14 protein-coding genes are annotated in these 18,104 nt (G+C 59.1%); 6 read left to right on the top strand and 8 right to left on the bottom strand.

Annotated features, from left to right (window positions below; genetic code table 11):
- The first annotated feature begins 25 nt into the window (after positions 1-25).
- A complete protein-coding gene (locus tag DMY87_RS16860) occupies positions 26-1,216 on the top strand; it encodes a LysR family transcriptional regulator (protein WP_165826292.1) in 1,191 nt (396 codons plus the stop codon).
- A 37-nt stretch (positions 1,217-1,253) separates the two neighbouring features.
- Here the strand turns inward: DMY87_RS16860 and DMY87_RS16855 are convergent, their stop codons facing one another.
- The 3 genes from DMY87_RS16855 to DMY87_RS24065 form a co-directional block, all read right to left on the bottom strand.
- Positions 1,254-2,384, bottom strand: a complete 1,131-nt coding sequence (locus DMY87_RS16855) for an RHE_PE00001 family protein (RefSeq protein WP_110792805.1) — start codon at positions 2,382-2,384, stop codon at positions 1,254-1,256.
- 352 nt (positions 2,385-2,736) lie between these two features.
- A complete protein-coding gene (locus DMY87_RS16850) occupies positions 2,737-4,254 on the bottom strand; it encodes an aldehyde dehydrogenase family protein (protein WP_110792804.1) in 1,518 nt (505 codons plus the stop codon).
- Positions 4,255-4,459: 205 nt separating this feature from the next.
- Positions 4,460-5,440 (bottom strand): LysR family transcriptional regulator, encoded by a 981-nt coding sequence (locus DMY87_RS24065; RefSeq protein ID WP_133253029.1) that lies wholly within the window; start codon positions 5,438-5,440, stop codon positions 4,460-4,462.
- Positions 5,441-5,471: 31 nt separating this feature from the next.
- Between DMY87_RS24065 and DMY87_RS16835 the strand changes: the two genes are divergently transcribed.
- The 4 genes from DMY87_RS16835 to DMY87_RS16820 are packed head-to-tail and all read left to right on the top strand — an operon-like array spanning position 5,472 to position 10,307.
- Positions 5,472-7,094, top strand: a complete 1,623-nt coding sequence (locus tag DMY87_RS16835; protein WP_165826290.1) for an AMP-binding protein — start codon at positions 5,472-5,474, stop codon at positions 7,092-7,094.
- On the top strand, positions 7,094-8,275 hold the full coding sequence (locus DMY87_RS16830) for a thiolase family protein (protein ID WP_110792802.1): 1,182 nt from the start codon (positions 7,094-7,096) through the stop codon (positions 8,273-8,275). The genes DMY87_RS16835 and DMY87_RS16830 overlap by 1 nt, the downstream gene beginning before the upstream one ends.
- A gap of 38 nt (positions 8,276-8,313) precedes the next feature.
- Entirely contained in the window at positions 8,314-9,513 is a 1,200-nt protein-coding gene (locus DMY87_RS16825; protein ID WP_205908190.1) for an SDR family NAD(P)-dependent oxidoreductase, read from the top strand.
- Positions 9,510-10,307 (top strand): cyclase family protein, encoded by a 798-nt coding sequence (locus DMY87_RS16820; RefSeq protein WP_110792800.1) that lies wholly within the window; start codon positions 9,510-9,512, stop codon positions 10,305-10,307. The genes DMY87_RS16825 and DMY87_RS16820 overlap by 4 nt, the downstream gene beginning before the upstream one ends.
- Positions 10,308-10,584: 277 nt before the next feature.
- Here the strand turns inward: DMY87_RS16820 and DMY87_RS16815 are convergent, their stop codons facing one another.
- From DMY87_RS16815 to DMY87_RS16800, 4 genes are all read right to left on the bottom strand, one after another.
- Positions 10,585-12,390, bottom strand: coding sequence for an ABC transporter ATP-binding protein (locus DMY87_RS16815; protein ID WP_110792799.1), 1,806 nt, complete (start codon positions 12,388-12,390; stop codon positions 10,585-10,587).
- 3 nt (positions 12,391-12,393) lie between these two features.
- Positions 12,394-13,248, bottom strand: coding sequence for an ABC transporter permease (locus DMY87_RS16810; RefSeq protein WP_110792798.1), 855 nt, complete (start codon positions 13,246-13,248; stop codon positions 12,394-12,396).
- Entirely contained in the window at positions 13,248-14,264 is a 1,017-nt protein-coding gene (locus DMY87_RS16805; protein ID WP_110792797.1) for an ABC transporter permease, read from the bottom strand. The genes DMY87_RS16810 and DMY87_RS16805 overlap by 1 nt, the downstream gene beginning before the upstream one ends.
- A 73-nt stretch (positions 14,265-14,337) precedes the next feature.
- The gene (locus tag DMY87_RS16800) at positions 14,338-15,864 is read right to left on the bottom strand and encodes an ABC transporter substrate-binding protein (protein ID WP_110792796.1); all 1,527 of its coding nucleotides are present in this window, start codon (positions 15,862-15,864) and stop codon (positions 14,338-14,340) included.
- A gap of 303 nt (positions 15,865-16,167) precedes the next feature.
- On the opposite strand from DMY87_RS16800, the gene DMY87_RS16795 reads away from it, so the two are divergent.
- On the top strand, positions 16,168-17,292 hold the full coding sequence (locus DMY87_RS16795; RefSeq protein ID WP_110792795.1) for an AraC family transcriptional regulator: 1,125 nt from the start codon (positions 16,168-16,170) through the stop codon (positions 17,290-17,292).
- A 53-nt stretch (positions 17,293-17,345) separates the two neighbouring features.
- On the opposite strand, the gene DMY87_RS16790 is transcribed toward DMY87_RS16795, so the two are convergent.
- Positions 17,346-18,104: a maleate cis-trans isomerase family protein gene (locus DMY87_RS16790; RefSeq protein WP_110792794.1), complete on the bottom strand. Its 759-nt coding sequence runs from the start codon at positions 18,102-18,104 to the stop codon at positions 17,346-17,348.

Here is an 18,104-nt window from a genome sequence, read left to right as displayed (position 1 = left end):
AAGCCATCCCGCGCTCAGAGGCCCCATGGATACGTTCACGCTGATTGCCGCTCATACGGTCCTCACATGCGGAGGGCTGCGGCAGGCAGCGCGCGCCTTGGCCCGCCCCGCTGCAAGCGTCTCCGCCGCACTGATCCGGCTGGAAAAGGCGCTGGCGACACCCCTCATGATCAAGACAAGGGCGACGATTGCGCCGACCCTGGAGGCCCAGCGTTTGCGGCCGGATCTCGAAACGGCGGCCGACATTTCCCAGCAGCTGCACAGCCTCCTCGGTTCAGCCGGACAGGGAAATCCTCCCGTTCGGACGGTAAGCCTTCTGGCGCTGCAGCGTTATTGTGACGTTGTGCGCGCCGGCAGCATCCGACGTGCCGCAAGAGACCTCCAAATGGGCCAACCGCAACTCTCTCGGCAGATTGCCGGGCTCGAAACACTGGCTGGGCAGCCACTTCTGGAGCGAACCGTCGGCGGCGCGCTGCCCACCGCAATCGGCCGCGAACTTCTGGCGCATGCCGAAGCGCTCGATGCCGTCTGGCAGGGCATGACGCGGCAGGCGGACCGCGATTTTCGCCGGACCATATCGACCTTCCGGCTCGGCACCATCATCCCACTGGGGCATGAGAGCGAAACCGCGCGTCAATTGGCAGCGCTGGCCGCCCGCTGGTTGTCGGAGCGACCGAAGACCCCCCTGTTCATCTCCAGCACGACGGCTGAGGATCTTCTGAGCGGATTGCAGTCTGGCCAATTCGATCTGGCGTTGCTGGACACGGATCTCGTGCCAGCACATCTGGAACGCAAGGTTGTGGCGAACCTGAGCCTTGCGATTGTCGGGCGTCCGCCATCGTTGTCAGACGGAGCCCCGGATCTACCGAGCCTGATCTGCAGCCGGCCGATCGCCGTGCCAAGCAAGCGAAGCGGCTTGCGTCAAATGTTCACGGCCTATCTGGCCTCCCATTTGACCGAGGCCGAACGGGACGGCCTCACGCTGCTCGAAATCGATTCTTTGCCGATCCTGGTCAATCTTGTGCTGGAACATGGATTCCTCGCCGTCTTGCCGGAGGCTTCGTTTGCCAAGATGGACGGGCCGCTCGATGCCGTCAGGCTCGAACCGGATTATGACCTGAAACTCACCCTCGCCTGGCCCCCGAGCTTCGCCGCGCGGCGACTTGCCGATCTGGTGCTGAAGTCGCTTTGGGTGCAACCGACCACCCTGGGATGAATGGAGTGGCCAATCACACTGCCGCACCGGGCGAGCCTCAAATGATGCCCCATGCCCGAAATCGCCCCCTGCCGGTCATCTCTCTCAAGCCCAGCTCCAAGACAATCCGCCGTGCCGCCTGCGGCGTCACGCCGAGGGTCTTGGCGACCATGCCGGCCGAGACAAGCGGCCTCGCAAGGACCAGGTCCACGAGTTCCGGTAGTTTTGACGAGGTCCGCCGCCCCTCCAGCTTCCGCTCCATCATTTTTCGCGCCAGCGCCAGCCGATCGTGCTCCTTCAGCCCGAGCTCAGCAGCCGCGATCAGCCCTTCGGCAATGGCGACCAGCCGGGTCTCGCGATGGCGATGCCGGCGCCGGTCGATGGAAATTGTTTTCAGTCCGATGTTGATGGCCGCGAGATGGGTGCCGGTCGTCACGCCTGCTTGGCGCAGGATCGAGGCGACCAACAGTCGTCCAAGCCAGGGCGCATGCTGGAGCACCGCCAGCTCATCCCACGCATCCAGGGCAACGATCCCCCGCAGCACCGCCGGCAGATCCTCCACCTGCCGCAAGACCTCGTTCCATTCCGCCAACCGTTGGTCCTCGTCCCAGTCGAGATCATAGACCAGCGGATCCCTTTCCGGCGTGCTCGCGCTTTCGACGGGGCGCTTTGCCTGTTCGATGGCGGCATCCGATCGGGCGAGCAGAGCGTCGATGGCGGCGAATTCGGCATCGAGCAGGCCGGAGCCGTCATCGCTTTCTTCCGCCTCCCATCCTTCCACGACATCGCCAGTGAGAGGCCCGCTCTCCGCGCTTGCCGCAACGCGGTCCGGCACCGGTGCCGCCATCTGTCCTCGCAAGCTTCGCAGGCCTTCGGCCGATAGCGCCCAGCCGGGCAATTGCGACGCAATGCGCCGTCGGGTTTTCAACACGTCCCGGGCGATGGTAAGTTCGTGAGTGGGGGCGCGAATGTCTCTAAGGGCGTCGTGGAGCACTAGGTCTTCAATATGGACGAGCTCGCCGTCGAGCCACAAGGATGCGCATGCATCGGAAAATTGCATGCGTTCGATCCAGCCGGCGCCGACCGGCGAGCGGGCAACGCGCTCATCCAGCCGGGCAAGCGCAACGCCTGCGTCGAAAGCGGGGCGCACCACGTCCGTAAAGCTCAACTTGGTGGGATCATAAGCCATTGAAATCGTGGTAAACGATTTCCGAACCGAACTCTATATCCGCCTTAATATTCAACTTGGGAAACGGTTGTCGATGGATCATCTGACTTTCGGTGAGCGCAATTCCTGACAGCCGGTAGTTTAACGCAGGCCATAATGCCCGTATCACCGGGATTTCGGGCTAACTAACGACACCGCGCGTCACCGCGACCTGCGCTGGCTTCACGCCACGGCTGGAATGCATCCAGCGCAGACAGTTTAAAGAAAAAGCGGAGTTCCCGCTTATGTTTCGACATAGCCGCTGCACCGACTTTAGGTCCTGCCTAAAGGGCATCCAAAGCGGCACAGCCGTCTTGCAATCTGAAGACCTAGTTTAACCGGTGATGAAGCCGTCCGATTCAAGGCGCATGCAGACGGCGCGGGGCTCGGTGTAAGCATGCACGACTTCCGTTCCGAATTCCCGTCCAAGGCCCGACAGTTTCACCCCGCCAAAGGGCATGGATGTATCTAGGACGTTGTGCGTGTTGATCCAGACCGTACCAGCGTCGATCTCGGCAGCCAGAAGATGCGCTTTGTTCAAATCACGGGTCCAGATGCTGGCGCCGAGCCCGAATTCGGTATCGTTTGCAAGAGACTTGATCTGCCGAAGGTCATTGATCGGCATCGCAATGACGACCGGCCCAAACACTTCTTCCCGCGCAATCCGCATACCAGCACGTCCACCGGTCAGCACGGTCGGCTGATAGAAATAGCCCTTTTGGCCGTTACGTGCCGCGCCGCAAAGAGGTACGGCGCCCTCATCGAGGCCGCTGGCGACAAGTGCAGAAACCCGCTCTATCTGGCGCGCGGAAATCAGCGGCCCAAGCTGGGTATCCGGATCAAAGCCGCTGCCCAGTCGAAGCTCGCTGGCGATCCGGGCGACACCCGCACTCACCTCGTCGAAAACCGAGGCTTCAATAAAAAGCCGGGAGCCTGCGGTACAGACCTGCCCGGAGTTGGGGAAAATGGCATTCGCCGCACCGGGGATCGCCTTGTCGAGGTCTGCATCGGCAAGGATGATGGTCGGGGATTTGCCGCCAAGCTCGAGCGTTACGCGCTTCATATGGCGTGCTGAAGCTTGGAGAATGCGCTGGCCCGTCGCCGTGGATCCGGTGAATGCAATCTTACGCACTTTGGGATGATCAACGAGCGCCTGCCCTGCTTCCTGGCCGTAGCCAGTGACGATATTGACTGCGCCGTCCGGTAATCCTGCTTCAAGGATAAGCTCGCCAAGACGAAGCGTGGTAAGCGAAGCCTCTTCCGATGGTTTGAGGACAATCGTGCAGCCGAAGGCGATTGCAGGCGCGATCTTCTGGATCGCTTGTCCAAGCGGGAAATTCCAGGGCGTTATCCCACCGACAACACCGACAGGCCTGCGGTCGGTATAGGCGCGATAAGTGCCGCCATCATCGAAGAGCGGCGAAAGCGTGATGTACTCCCCGTTGACCTTTGATGCCCAACCGCCGTAGTAGCGCAAAGCGTCGATCGCGAACTGCATATCGACATTCCTGGAGACGAAATAGGGCTTGCCGTTGTCCAGAGTCTCCAGGCGTGCGAGTTCATCGGCGTCGCGCTCGATGAGGATGGCCAGCTTCTCAAGCAACCGGCCGCGGTCAATCGGACGCATCTTCTGCCACAAGGTGCTTTCGAAGCAGCGCTGTGCCGCATCAACTGCCCGGCCGATGTCATCCGCAGATCCGGCGGCAATCTCGGCGATCTTGTCTTCCGTCGCTGGGTCGTAGACGGTGATAGTTCGACCATCGGCAGCCTCACACCATTTGCCGTCGATCAACATACGCCCCGCCGGAATCCGCACTGGCGCGCCCCCGGCCCTCTCGATCATCGCTAGCATTTAAAGACACTCCAACTTAATGCGGATCATGGTGCTGCCGAGCGATCAGCTGGGTCTCGAAGATCGGCTGGTCGCGTGGCGCCTCTCAGCATTCAATGGCGTGAAAATGACAACCTTGCGTCGCCAAGGTCCAATAGTATTGGAGAACTGGATCAATCGCGATCTGTTATCGCTGAAGCCTTCTGACGCATCTTTTTGCTCTTGATCAGGCGCTTAGGAAGGTCAGGAACCGCTGCAGCGCCGGTAAGGCATGTTGGGCGCGATGAACGAGTGCGAGATTGAGCCCGACATCCAGGCCGTTTACCAAAACAAGTTCAACCCCGTTGGGCTTGCGCCATTTCTGGCATTCGTTGACCAGGGCATTACCCAGTCCCGTTGTGACCAGCGCCAGCATCTCAGCTTCGTTCTCGGCTTCATGCACAACGCTGACTGCGACGCCTGACTGAAACAGGGCACGGTGCAGTTCATCATGAAAGGCAGGACTTGCGCGTCGATGAAACTGGATCATCGGCAGACCGGCAAGCTCCGAAATATCAAGGGATTTCCGCCGTGCAAAAGGGGACGCCGACGGTACGGCGAGCATCACGTGATGGCGAGCAATGTGATGGACGGCCAAAAGCGGATCCTGGGGCGGGTTATAGAGAAATCCCGCATCGATCCGGCCGTCATAAATGCCCTCAACCTGATCTAAACTTCTCATGGAGTTGAGGACCAGCGTCACATTCGGGTTATCCCTCCGAAATGCCATGATGGTCTCGGGGATGACACCGTTCCAGGCTGCCACTTCGATAAAGCCCAGCTTCAGCATTCCAGACTCACCACGCGATACCGCCTGCGTTTCGCTAACCGCATGGCTCAGATCAACGAGGATCTTTCTGCAGTGATCACGAAACGTCACTCCAGCTGCAGACAGTTTTACGCCACGTGGGAGACGCTCGAAAAGAGTGACCCCGAGTTCTCCCTCCAGAAGTTGAATCTGCCTGCTGAGCGCTGGTTGAGCGATGTGGATGCGCTCGGAGGCACGGCCGAAATGCTCGTCCTCGGCAACGGCGATGAAATATCGAATTTGTCTCAGATCCATACAGACTGATAGCAATTCGCTATGATCGATGACAAGCGATAATATTGGACCGATCCCGCCGCAGCCGCCTATCCATTCGGAAGACAAAGATCCGGTTTCTGTCATGGATAGAAACAGGACGCATGAGGGATCGGGTATGAACACTCCATTTACCGCGTTCGAGGCTCAGGCCAATGATCACCCGCAAGCACCAATGCTCATCATACCGGCGAGCGCCGGCCTGAGCTATGCGCCGAACGGGCTTCGCAAGTCCTATAGTGAGGTTCAGAGTGAAGTGCGTGCCATCGCAAGCCGCTTTGCCGAAGCTGGTTATGGCGCGGGATCCCGGGTCGCGCTGCTTCTGGAGAACCGGCCCGAATTCTTTACCGTCTGGCTTGCACTGAACGGACTGGGCGTCTCGATCCTGCCAATCAATCCGGATCTTCGCGCCACCGAACTCGATTACCAGCTTGCTGTCGCCGATGTTGATCTACTGGTAACCTATTCAAAGCAGGCGCCCACCCTGTTGCATCTGCAAGAAGGGCCGGTCCGGGTGATCGAAACGTCTGATCCGATCCCGCCGGCAGGGACCAGGGCCGCGCGCCAGACAGGGGCTGCGGAAGACGAATGCGCGTTGCTTTTCACCTCGGGGAGCACCGGCAAGCCAAAGGGATGCATGCTTTCCAACGCGTACTTCATGAACCTCGCCGACTGGTACATAAACCAGGGCGGGATCGCGGCGATCGAACGCGGCCAGGAGGTGGCGCTGACACCCTTGCCGATGTTCCATATGAATGCTCTCGGCTGCACGGCGCTTGGCATGATCATTTGCGGTGGGGCGATCGTCCCGCTGGACCGGTTCCATGCCAGCCGCTGGTGGCAATCGATCAGCGAGTCCGGCGCGACCATCATCCATTGCCTTGGTGTCATCCCGGCGATCCTGCTGCGGTTGCCGTCATCGCGCTTCGATCGTGATCACCGCGTGAAATTTGCCTTTGGTCCAGGTGTCGATGCGCAGCACAAGATTGAGTTCGAAGCGCGCTACGGGATCCCTCTCGTCGAGGCCTGGGCGATGACGGAAACGGGCGGTCGCGCAACAACGACCACCGCCTGCGATGACTACGCCCCAGGACTGCGCTGTGTCGGTCGTCCCCGCCAGGGCATGGACTACCGCATCATAGACGATTTCGGCAACGACGTTGCGCTTGGCACACCAGGTGAACTGATCGTGCGTGCAGCAGGTTGCGATCCGCGCAGCGGCTTCTTCAGCGGGTATCTCAAGGATGAAGAGGCCACCGAAGCTGCATGGGCCGGCGGCTGGTTCCACACTGGCGATGTTCTCTACGAGGACGATAAGGGCCTGCTTTATTTCTTTGATCGGAAAAAAAGCATCGTGCGCCGCAGCGGCGAGAACATTGCGGTCCTTGAAGTCGAAACGGCCCTGCAAGGCAACACGATGATCAAGGCCGTTGCGGTGACGCCCGTACCGGACGAGCTGCGTGGTGAGGAAGTTTTCGCATTTTTCGTTGATGGCACTCATCAGAACCATGGCACCAGAAGGCAGCTGGCAGAGGACGTCGTGCGAGCCGGCGCCCAGCACCTCGCGTATCACAAGCTTCCCGGCTATGTCGCCTTCATCGATGCCCTGCCGCTGAGCTCAACACAAAAACTGCAGCGCGGCGAGATCAAGACCATGGCTGCCGAGTTGGTAAAAGGAGGCCAGGTTATCGACCTGCGTGATCTCAAGGCAAGCCTGCGCCGGAAAGCGGAGCAGGCTTGATGGCGGCTGGGACAGCGCGAAAGTCTTACGATGGAATTGTCGCCGCGGTGCCGGTCACCGTGCCTTACGAACGCTTTTCGATCCATCCCGCGCAATGGTGGCTCGGGCGGGCATTGAGGGCGTTGGTTGATGCTTCTGGTATCAGTCACCGAGATTTCGACGGGTTTGCAATGGCGAGTTTCTCGACCGCTCCCGATACAGCCATCGGGCTTACCCAACATTTCGGCTTGTCGCCGCGCTGGCTCGATCACGTCCCCATGGGCGGTGTCGCGGGCGTCATCTCCCTCCGCCGAGCGGCCAGAGCAGTGCAGGCTGGCGATGCCGATATCGTCGCCTGCGTGGGCGGAGACACCAATCATGTGGATAGTTTCCGGAAAACCCAGGCCAATTTTTCTCGCTTTGCCCAGGACGCGTCCTATCCTTACGGAGCCGGCGGCGCCAATGCGAGCTTTGCGCTGATCGCTCGAAACTACATGAACTGCTTCGGAGCCAGGCGCGAGGATTTCGGCAAGCTTTGCGTTGCCCAACGTGAGAATGCGCTAAAAAACCCCAATGCGCTGATGAAGAAGCCGCTCACGCTCGACCAGTACATGACCGCCCGTGCCATCGCCGACCCGATCCATCTCTTCGACTGCGTCATGCCCTGCGCCGGCGCCGAAGCGTTTCTGGTTATGCGGGAAGAGACGGCGAAATCACTGGGACTGGCATATGCACATATCCTGTCGACGATAGAGCGTCATCATGCGTTTGCCGACGACGACGTGCAATATCGGGGCGGCTGGGTCCGCGATATCGAGGAACTCTATGCCATGGCGGGAGTCACGCCGGACATGATCGACGTGTTGCAGACCTATGACGACTACCCGGTCATTTCGATGATGCAGTTCGAAGACCTTGGCTTCTGCAAGAAGGGTGAGGGACCGGACTTTGTGCGCAGCCACACGTTCGAGATCGAGGGCAGTTTCCCTCACAACACGAGTGGCGGGCAGCTTTCCGTCGGGCAGGCCGGTGCCGCTGGCGGCCATCTCGGTATCGTTGAGGCACTGCGCCAGGTCATGGGTACCGCTGGCCCGACCCAGGTTATCGGCGCGCATATGGGCCTGGCATCCGGCTTCGGAATGATCAACTACGACCGCGGCCTGGCATCCGGCGCCGTCATTCTTGCGGGATCCAAGACGTGACAGACCCGATCGCACCCCCGAAGCGCAAGAACCCACTGATGAGAACGCGGCGGGCCCTGCTGCCGCCATCTGCCCGCAGTCGCACCGCTCAGGGTTTGACATGGGCAGCGGCTGAGGGCCGGTTTGCGCTACAGACCTGCCAGGAATGCCATCGCTTTGCGTATCCGCCGCGTGACGTCTGTCCGGATTGCCTGTCGAGCCACCTGACCTTTGTCGATGCCCCGGCAGGCGGGATGCTGGTCACGGCAACGACGATCCGCATGACAAGCGATCCCTACTTCCGTGAACGCATGCCGTGGCGTCAGGGCATCGTGACGTCCGATTGCGGTCCCAGGATCATCGCCAATCTGCATCGCGGCTGTTTGGATGGCGAACGGGTGCGGCTGACACTTCAACTCGACAAATCAGGCAATGCGGCAGTTTTTGCGTGGCCCGACAAGGACGAACCTCACATGGATGACGATCCTGCACTCCGCGAAATGACCGCTAATCCGAAATTTCGACGGGCATTGGTTACCGACGGAAGAAACCCGGTCGGCCAAGCCATGGCAAAAGCCCTTTCGAGGGCTGGCGCCACGCAAATCTTTGTCGGGATCGCACAACCGTGGAAGCCTCTTGCCGAAGAGGAAGCCTTGCTCGCGATCAACGGCGTGGAACTGGTTACGCTGGATCTGAACAATGAGAAGTCGGTGGTGGAGCTCGCAGCAGATATCGGCGCCAAAGTCGATATTCTGATCAACACAGCCGATCATACCCGGCCGGTTCATCTCTTCGAGGAAGGCGGCTCCCGTAAGCTCTTCGACGCCATAAATGCCACCGTGCTGGGCTCGATGCGCCTAGCGCATGCCTTCGGACCAGTGATGGTCAGCCGTGGTGCCGATGGGGTCAACTCCGCTGCGGCGTGGGTCAACGTGCTCTCAGCCTACGCTCTGGCCAACCTGCCGGAGTACGGGGTGCTTTCGGTGTCACATGCGGCCAGCCTGTCGCTGTCACATTGGCTGCGATCGGAATTGCGCAATGGCGGCGTCAAGCTGATGAATGCCTTTGTTGGGCCTCTGGACACCGAATGGTTCCAGACCGTCCCGCCGCCAAAAGTTGCGCCGGCGCAACTGGCAGAGGCGGTTGTCGATGGCCTGCGTCTGGGACTTGAAGAAATCTATGTCGGCGACGTGGCCAAAGACATCCGCGCACGCCTCGCAGCAAATCCGAAAGCACTGGAGCGGGAGATCGGCAAATGAACTTGGACGCAGTGACACCTCAATCGACACTTGCCTCGCTCGCCTTAGAGATCGCCACAGGCGCCATCGACGTGATCGACCTGACGCAGACGCTCTCCTCGGATTTCCCGACGATCGTCCTGCCACCAGAGTTCGGCCAGACCGCACCTTTCCGCATGGAGCGCATTTCCTGCTACGACAGCAGGGGGCCGGGTTGGTACTGGAACAACATCTCGTTCGGCGAGCACACTGGCACCCATTTCGACGCGCCGATCCACTGGTATACTGGGAAGGATCTACCCCTTAACACCGTCGATACCCTGCCGATGCCCGACATGGTGGCTCCTGCAGTTGTCATCGACTGCTCGGCTCAGGCGGACGCAGACGCGGACTATCTTCTGGGAAAAGCGGATGTCCTGGCTTGGGAAGAGCGGTTTGGGCACATTCCCGCGCGCAGCTGGGTTCTCATGCGGACCGACTGGTCGAAGAAGTCTGGCCGCGAATATGCCAATCTGAAGGAAGATGGTGCCCATACGCCGGGGCCGGACGCGGAGGTCATCCGCTGGCTGGTCGAAGAGCGAAATATTCTCGGATTTGGAACGGAAACAATTGGTACGGATGCCGGGCAAGCCGGACATCTTTCGCCGCCGCACCCCGCTCACCACTATCTTCACGGAGCGGGGCGATACGGGCTGCAATGCCTGGCCAATCTCGACCGTCTACCGCCGACCGGTGCCGTAATAATTACAACGCCGCTGAAGATCCAGAATGGGTCGGGCAGCCCGCTTCGCGTGGTTGCACTCGTGGCTGTCTGAGCCAGGCCCACAAGAGGGAAGTCTCCAAGCCCAATTGCCGTCTCCGTTTCGCCGTTGAGGGCGCGGCCCGGGACGGCAAGCAGGGTCCGCGTCGTATCGCGTGGTCGACGTCGGTCGACGTCCACCGATTCAATCCTGATAAATATTCTAGACGTTACGCCGCAGCCGCGCACATGAAAATAGTTTTGGCTGCGCGAGACCGGGGGCGTCGGCACGCATAGTGCAGCAGCCACACCCAAAGTTCCGGAAGAGTTTGCGTCATATGCCCGGCATGGCGCTAGGCTTGGGGATTGCCTTTCGCGGCGACCACCAGTTCTTTGGTGTATGGGTGCTGCGGGTTGTCGAAGACCTCGTCTACCGGACCCTGTTCGACAATCTCGCCCTTGCACATGACGAGCGCGCGGTCGCAGATGTGGCGGACGACCGCAAGGTCGTGCGAAATCAACAGCAGCGAGAACGAGGCATCGTCGCGAAGGCCACGTAGCAGTTCGAGGATTTGCGCCTGCACCGAAACATCCAGGCCCGAGACGATCTCGTCGGCGATCAGGAGGCGCGGATTCGAACAGAGTGCTCGTGCAATGTTGACGCGCTGCTTCTGCCCGCCCGAGAGCTGATCAGGAAAGCGTCCGATCGCATCGGGTGGCAGCATGACCTTTGCTAACAGGTCGCGGGCCAGATTGTTTCGCTCCTCGGAAGAAGGCGCGTTGTGGCGACATTCCAGGCCTTGGGTCACAAGGCTGCCGATGCGCCGACGGGGGTTGAGCGCGGATTGCGGATCCTGAAAAACAAGCTGAACCTGATCAAAAAACCTGTCGCGGGGCGTCGTACTGCGATCCAGTCCGACGACCTCGAGCGCACCGTCGGTAACATCCTCCAAGCCGACAATCAGCTTCGTCAATGTGCTCTTGCCCGAACCGCTTTCGCCGACGATGCCGACAAATTCGCGTTCGCGCACCTCGAAGTTCAGCCCGCGCAGGGCCTCGACCTGTTGCACCCGTCCGAGCCAATCTCGTTGCCGGTATGTCTTGCCAAGTGCGCTAGCCCGGAGCACGAATTTATCACCGAGCTCCGCGGCAGCCCGACCTGTCATCAACGGCGGGGGGGCAATGAGTGCGGTCTGTTCTGGCCGATGGCAGGCGGACCAATGGCCGGGTGAGACGGTATGCGGCAAAGGACTGATGGTTATGCAAACCTCATCTGCAATGGGGCAGCGCGGCGCAAATTCACAGCCCTTCATCACCGTCCTCTCGATGGCGCTGGGCATCGATTTCGGGAGAGTGCGCAGCCGCGTCATCGGTCCGGAGAGGTTCGGCATCGCCAGATTGAGGCAGCGGGAATAGGGGTGCTTGGGCTCTTTTATGATCTCCCGCGCGTCGCCTCGTTCGACTACTCGGCCGGCATAGAGAACTGCCACGTCATCGCAGATATCGGCTGCCAACTGGAGGTCGTGGGTAATGAAGAGCATGGAGGTGTTGTGAGCCCCCCGCATCCTTGCAATCAGCTCAACGACTTTCCGTTGGCTCGTGACGTCAAGCGCGGTCGTCGGCTCGTCCGCAATGACAAGACGGGGATTGGAAGCAAAGGCCATCGCGATCAGGACCCGCTGCAACATGCCTCCCGACAGCTGATGCGGATAGCTCTTCAGCAGGTCCAACGGCCGGTCCAAACCCACTTCCGTGAAGAGCTCGATCGCACGCTCCTGGCGCTTTCGCGCCGTGCCGAAACCCACTCTCGCCAGATGACGGCCGATCTGCTGGCCAATGGTCAATGTCGGGTTGAGTGCCGTCATCGGCTCCTGCGGGATGAAGCCGATATCCCGACCGAGGAGGTCTCTGCGGGTCTTCCGGTTCATGTCTGTGAGCGTCAGACCGTCAAAATCGATCGAACCGCCTGATATCCGCAGCCCGTTTGGCAACGTATCAGCAATCGCGCTGCCGATCATCGACTTGCCGGCGCCAGATTCCCCGATAATGCCAAGAATTTCTCCCGGACGCACCGCAAGATCGACATTGTGCAGGATTTGCTCGCCCGTTCTCAGGCAAATCTCAAGATTCTTGATGTGTAGGATATGGTGTTCCATCATGGCTCAACCGTTCCGCTGTGCGATTTCACGAGGGTCGAGAACCCGGCGGAGCCCATCTCCCAACACGTTGAAACTCAGCACGGTTACAAAGATCGCCAGGATCGGCAGTGCCAAGCCCCACGGTGCGTCAAACATGTCGATGCGCGCGTCCGCAATCATCTGGCCCCAAGCCGGAACATCGGACGGTACTCCCATAGCGACGAAGGAAAGGATGGCCTCAACCACGACCGAAATTCCCATTTGCAGGCTTAGCAGCGTGATGAGCATGGGAAGCGTGGCGGGAAAGATCTCCCGAAGGATGACGCGCGGATGAGAAAAGCCGACAAGGCGGGCGAAGGATACGTAGTCCTTCCCGCTGACAACCTGCACTTCGCTGCGCAGTACGCGGCAAAACCGGGTCCAGTCGACAAGGATGATCGCCAGGATGACCTTGTCCGTTCCAACGCCGAGGCTGATGATAAGCAGCATGGAAAGGACGACCGGCGGGAACGAGAGCCAGATCTCGACGACGCGGCTGATCAGCCAATCGACCCATCCCCCGAAATAGCCGGCCAGATGGGCGAAAACGGCACCAAGGATCATCGCCCCGAAGGATGCTGCCGTGGCAACGACCATCGCAGTGCGCGCGCCGTAGATAAGTCGCGAGAGCGTGTCACGGCCGAGGCTATCGGTTCCCAGCAGATGGTCAGCGGCACCGTCCGGCATCCAGAAGGGCGGGGCCAGGACATAGAGAAGGTCCTGGTCATTCGGATGGTAAGGTGCCAGCCACGGCGCGAAAATTCCGCAGAAGAGCACCAACAGAGCAATAGAGCCGCCCACTAGGATGTTAAGGTCGTACAGCCAGGGAGACTTGCCCATTACTTGCTCCTCAGCTTCGGATTCAGGAGATATGCCGCCGCATCCGCAAGAGAATTGAAAAGGAGCGTGGTGGCGCAATAGATCAGTGCAATCGCCATGATGACCGAAAGGTCCGCCGTCTGCATTGCCTTAACCATGAGATTTCCAAGACCAGGAAACGAGAAGATCATCTCGACCAGCAATGTGCCACCGAACAGACCACCGAACTGTGTTCCGACCAGGATCACCACCGGGAGGATCGCATTCTTCAAAGCCTGCCCGAACAGAATCTCGCGGTCGCTCAGGCCCCGCAGGCGGGCCTGCCGGATGTAGCTTTCCTGGTAGGTATTGAGAAGGCTGGAATGCAGCACCCTGATAATCGTCGGTGAAAAGGCAAGTCCCAGCGCGATGACTGGCAGCGCGAAATGATGCAGGACGCTTGCAAAGATGGAAAGATCGCCGGTGAGGAGTGAATCGATGAGCAGAAAGCCCGTATGCGTCGGCACCTGCATGCCGGGATCGAGTCGACCGTTGACCGGGAAAATCGGTATGAGCATGCCAAAAATGAGGATGAACAGAAGGGCGAGTAGAAAATCCGGCAGAGCCATAATGACCGACGTGATGACCATTCCGGCGGATTCAAAGATCGTGCCTCGGACCGAGAAGATCACGATGCCGCCGGCAACCCCGACGATGATCGCGAACATCAGCGCCGACAACGCAAGCTCGATCGTTGCGGGCAGGCGTTCAAGCACAATGGAGGAGGTCGGCATTCGGTATTGCGCCGAATCTCCAAGGTCGCCCACAATGGTACGCTGAAACCACAACGAGTATTGCTGCCATATGGGCTTGTTCAGCCCCATCTCTTCACGCTTTGCTTCCACCTGCGCGATCGTCGCTGAAGGGGGCAGCGACATCTGCGCGGGATCCACGGGCAGAATACGCAAAGTCACGAAAACCAGAATCGTAACGATCATGAAGACAGGGACGACTGAAATTAACCGCCGGCCCAGCACCCGAAAGATTGACTTGATCAAAACCACACCTCCAAGCCGTCAGCACCTCGGAACCCACACCATTTGTCAATTCCGAGGTTGGACTTTTACCCGACTATGCCGATGTGATACCGGCCGGTCGGATAAGTCCATTGGCTGAGGGCGTCAGCTTGATGTTCTTTGTGTAGCCAATGGTCTGGATGGCCTGTAGTAACGGAATAATCGCTCCCTCGTTGACGAGAAACTTGTTGAGCGCTTCATACCCCTGGATGCGCTTTTCATAGTTTGGCTCCTTGAGGAGCGACTTGACCATGGCTGTGATTTCCTTGGTTCTGTAGGTCGAAAAGGGCAGATCTTCATCAAACATGTTTCCGGCGAACAGTTCCGGATCACCGGTACCGTTCTCCCAGACGAAGAGGGATGCGTCCGGCAGTTTCCCCGCAGCGTTCAGATCATACCATTGCGCTTCCGTGATCACGGTCAAATTGGTCTTGATTCCGACTTTTTCCCACATCGTCACAATTGCGCGGGAAATGTCATAGTCGCCTGGAAACTGGCCATTCGTGGTGGCAAAGTTCAGGGTCAGTGGCCTGTTTTCGCCATAGCCCGATTCCGCCAGGAGCGCCTTGGCCTTTTCCGGATCGTAAGCGAAGTGGAAGTCAGGCGGAAAGCTCGGCATGCCCGGAATGGTCGGCACGTCGATCGTAACGGCATCGCCACCGAAGAACGCCTTGGACAACAGCTTCTTGTCAATCGCATGATGGGCCGCCAGGCGGACATTGCGATCGGCGAAGGTCCCGTCGGCACGCACGGTCACGTAGATGATACGGGCAATGGGGTTGGCAATTGCATTCAGGTTCTCGCTCTTCTGCAACCGCTTGACGTCGCGCACCGAAAGTTCCATGGCGATATCGACCGTTCCAGATTCCAGGGCGGCCAGGCGAGCGGTCGGATCAGGAATGATCTCGAACGTCAACTGCTTGATCGAGGGACGCTCACCCCAGTAGTCGTCGCGTCTGGCCAGAACAATACGGCTGTCGCGCTTGTACTCGACTAGCTTGTAAGGCCCGGACCCCATGGGGGAAGTCTGCAGGCCCTGCGCTCCCACTCTTTCAGCATAAGCCTTCGAGATGATGTAGCTGGCACTGAAGCCGAGCCATTGCGGCGCAGTGGGAAATGGCTTGGAGAAGCGCATGATGGCTTCCGTGGGAGAGATCACTTCAATGTCGGAGACCGCGCCGAAGCCGACAATCAAGTCGATCTTGTCACCATTTACAAAACGCTCGTGGAAGGTGTAGCGGAAGTCCGCCGCCGTCAGCGGGGTTCCGTCGGAGAACTTCACGTCGTCGCGCAGCTTCACCCGAAGGCTCATGGCATCATCAGCGAGAACCCATTCGGTGAACACACTAGGCACGAGCTTCAGTTCAGGTGTGTAGTCGATCGGCTGGTCAAAGACCGCCTTGAGGATCGACTGTGGGTCCGGCGCCTGCCGCTGATTGGGGTCCCATGTGACAGGATCGGTCATCCATGCGATCGAGATATTGTCGATTTCGCCCGCGAAGGCAAAGTCTGGACGAGCAAGCAATGCACAGCCGGCTGCACCGGCAAGTTTCATGAACAGGCGTCTGTCGAGATCATTCATGCGGAACCCCTTATTTGTTTATTCTGGTTCTTGGTGGCCGCCCGGACTGCGGCTTGATGATGCCTGAAGATCGGTTCGTTCGCGATGGCGCTCGCCGCTGCAGAAAACCTCTCGTTGGGCCTCGCTATTTTATCTGTTGCTGAGACACTACGTTGCGGCTACCGTAGCGTCTATATCATTTCGGGCCGATATTTTTGCATTTCAGGCCATATTGAGACTTTGACTGGCCTCTAATGACGATTTGCGAAACAATAATTCCGCATTATTTTATATATAAAATAATTCTGCGCGCTGGAGGAGCAAATGACTAATATCAAGGCACGCGTTACCACCGTCTCCGCTCCACGCGGCAAGGCGACGGCAAGCGATGAGGCGACCGTGAGGCGTTTCTTCCTCGATCTGATCGTCAACGAGATGCCACCTGACAACCCGGAATGTCGTCGCGTCCTTGCCAAGTTCAAGGTCACCGCCGGCAAGGCGGTCAGCCCCTATTCGACTTACCCCCTGAAGTCCTTTGTCGCCTTTGCCGAAGAGGTTGCTCAAATCCTTGGCCGCCCCTATCTCGGGCTGGAACTCGGGCAAGGCTTTCGCATATGGGAAATTGGGCCTGTCTATCCGCTTTTAGCAACAGCCCCCACCTTGCGCGATGCACTCGATGTATTTTCGCGCTTTCAGGCCAGCTGGCAAAGTCACACCACGCTGGCAGTCACTCGGGAATTTGACGAAACCAGATACGGATATCTGATCGACAACCTGGAAATCTGGCCCCGCATTCAGGATTCGGAAAATGCCATCAGTGGGTTGTGCGCGCTAATCCGGCAAATGCTGTCGGATCGCTGGAGCCCGGCAGAGGTCACTTTCGAGCATGACGTGTCGCAAAGAAGTGAAGTTCTCTCGCGGTTTTTTCGTTGCCCTATCAGAGGCAACGCGAGCTCGAACATGATTGTGGTCCGGGACGCTGACCTAGACAAGCCTCTGCATGCCTGGATCAACTCCAACGCGCCTGCAAGAGCGATCGTCGAGCGGCATTTGTTCGATTTGCTTCGCCCGCCGGAAGATCCCTTTCGTCCCCTCCCCGAAAGACTGGCACAGTTGATCGACCAGCGCCTCGGTCGGGAGGGCGTTGATCTGGAGTCTCTTGCCGAGAAATTGGGACTGGCCCCACGGACTCTTCGCCGTCAGCTCAGCACATTCGGAACGAGCTTCAGCGAGGTCCTCAACCAGGAGCGCCGAAAAAAGGGAGAGATGTTGCTCAGTACAGGAACAATCAAGCTTAGCCAGCTTGCGACCCACCTCGGCTATGCAAACCAGTCAGCGTTCTCGAGAGCCTTTCGTGACTGGGCGGGTGAGCCGCCGAGTGCCGCATTGCGACGTGCGCGTCGTCCCGAGGTTGCGTCCGAGCCGGCGGACAATGAAACCGAGGAGTAGAGCGAAGAGCATGCGAAGCGGCGGCAGCATAGCCGCTTCGCATGCAAGATACTCTAGCCGGCGAATCGACCTGACAGCAAAGCGCCGAAGCCCGGAATGCGAGGCTCGAGGCCGAGTTTGGTCAGCATCTGATAGGTCGTTGCCACGGAGGCAGACAGAACCGGAATACCGCATTCATCCTCGACCCTCTGGATCGCCGACAAGGACGGCATCTGGACACAGGCAGAGAGGACGAGCGCATCAATGTTCTGCAGGTCAAGCCGTTTGTAGATCTCCAGCAGATTTGCCGGGTCCTGCGCGGCCACCTCGAGATTGTCAGGGATTTCGAGGGCCACGAAGTCTGCAACCTCGACGCCTTCCTCCTCGATATAATCCGCAACCAATTTGGTCAGCGGCTTCATATAGGGCGCCACAATCGAGATCCGTTTTGCGCCCATGACATGGAGACTGTCGACGAGAGCACCGGCGGAGCTGACAACGGGAGCGGGATGGCCATTGTCAACCGTTACTCTGTGCAGACGCTCCTGGCTTTCCCGATGGTAGCCTTTGCCCATTGCCATGATGGCGACAAGGCAGGCATAGCCCATGACGTCTACATCCGCGTCGGAAAGCTCAAGCGCGCAACGATCACTGTCGCGGTCCATGGTCTTCAGCTCCTCAGGGGTAACTTTCTTCATGCGCATCCGCGAGGAATGGAAGGAGAAGGTCTCCGGCAAATGCACTTCACGAGTGCGTAGCATTGCCGGAATTTCCCGTTCCATCGTGAGGTTCGACGAGGGAACGATCTGGCCGATCTTGTAGGATTTGCTCAT

This window comes from Peteryoungia wuzhouensis (genome assembly GCF_003205195.1).
In the GTDB taxonomy this organism is placed as follows: Bacteria; Pseudomonadota; Alphaproteobacteria; order Rhizobiales; family Rhizobiaceae; genus Allorhizobium; species Allorhizobium wuzhouense.
The sequence above is the reverse complement of the archived record's forward strand: the minus strand, read 5'-3'. Positions and strand labels throughout refer to the sequence as shown.

Coding starts and splice junctions, on each gene's coding strand:
- DMY87_RS16825 (WP_205908190.1), top strand. CDS start 8,314: ATGAGAACGCGGCGGGCCCTGCTGCCGCCATCTGCCCGCAGTCGCACC.
- DMY87_RS16820 (WP_110792800.1), top strand. CDS start 9,510: ATGAACTTGGACGCAGTGACACCTCAATCGACACTTGCCTCGCTCGCC.
- DMY87_RS16795 (WP_110792795.1), top strand. CDS start 16,168: ATGACTAATATCAAGGCACGCGTTACCACCGTCTCCGCTCCACGCGGC.
- DMY87_RS24065 (WP_133253029.1), bottom strand. CDS start 5,440: ATGACAGAAACCGGATCTTTGTCTTCCGAATGGATAGGCGGCTGCGGC.
- DMY87_RS16815 (WP_110792799.1), bottom strand. CDS start 12,390: ATGATGGAACACCATATCCTACACATCAAGAATCTTGAGATTTGCCTG.
- DMY87_RS16800 (WP_110792796.1), bottom strand. CDS start 15,864: ATGAATGATCTCGACAGACGCCTGTTCATGAAACTTGCCGGTGCAGCC.
- DMY87_RS16835 (WP_165826290.1), top strand. CDS start 5,472: ATGAACACTCCATTTACCGCGTTCGAGGCTCAGGCCAATGATCACCCG.
- DMY87_RS16810 (WP_110792798.1), bottom strand. CDS start 13,248: ATGGGCAAGTCTCCCTGGCTGTACGACCTTAACATCCTAGTGGGCGGC.
- DMY87_RS16830 (WP_110792802.1), top strand. CDS start 7,094: ATGGCGGCTGGGACAGCGCGAAAGTCTTACGATGGAATTGTCGCCGCG.
- DMY87_RS16790 (WP_110792794.1), bottom strand. CDS start 18,104: ATGAGCAAATCCTACAAGATCGGCCAGATCGTTCCCTCGTCGAACCTC.
- DMY87_RS16855 (WP_110792805.1), bottom strand. CDS start 2,384: ATGGCTTATGATCCCACCAAGTTGAGCTTTACGGACGTGGTGCGCCCC.
- DMY87_RS16860 (WP_165826292.1), top strand. CDS start 26: ATGGATACGTTCACGCTGATTGCCGCTCATACGGTCCTCACATGCGGA.
- DMY87_RS16850 (WP_110792804.1), bottom strand. CDS start 4,254: ATGCTAGCGATGATCGAGAGGGCCGGGGGCGCGCCAGTGCGGATTCCG.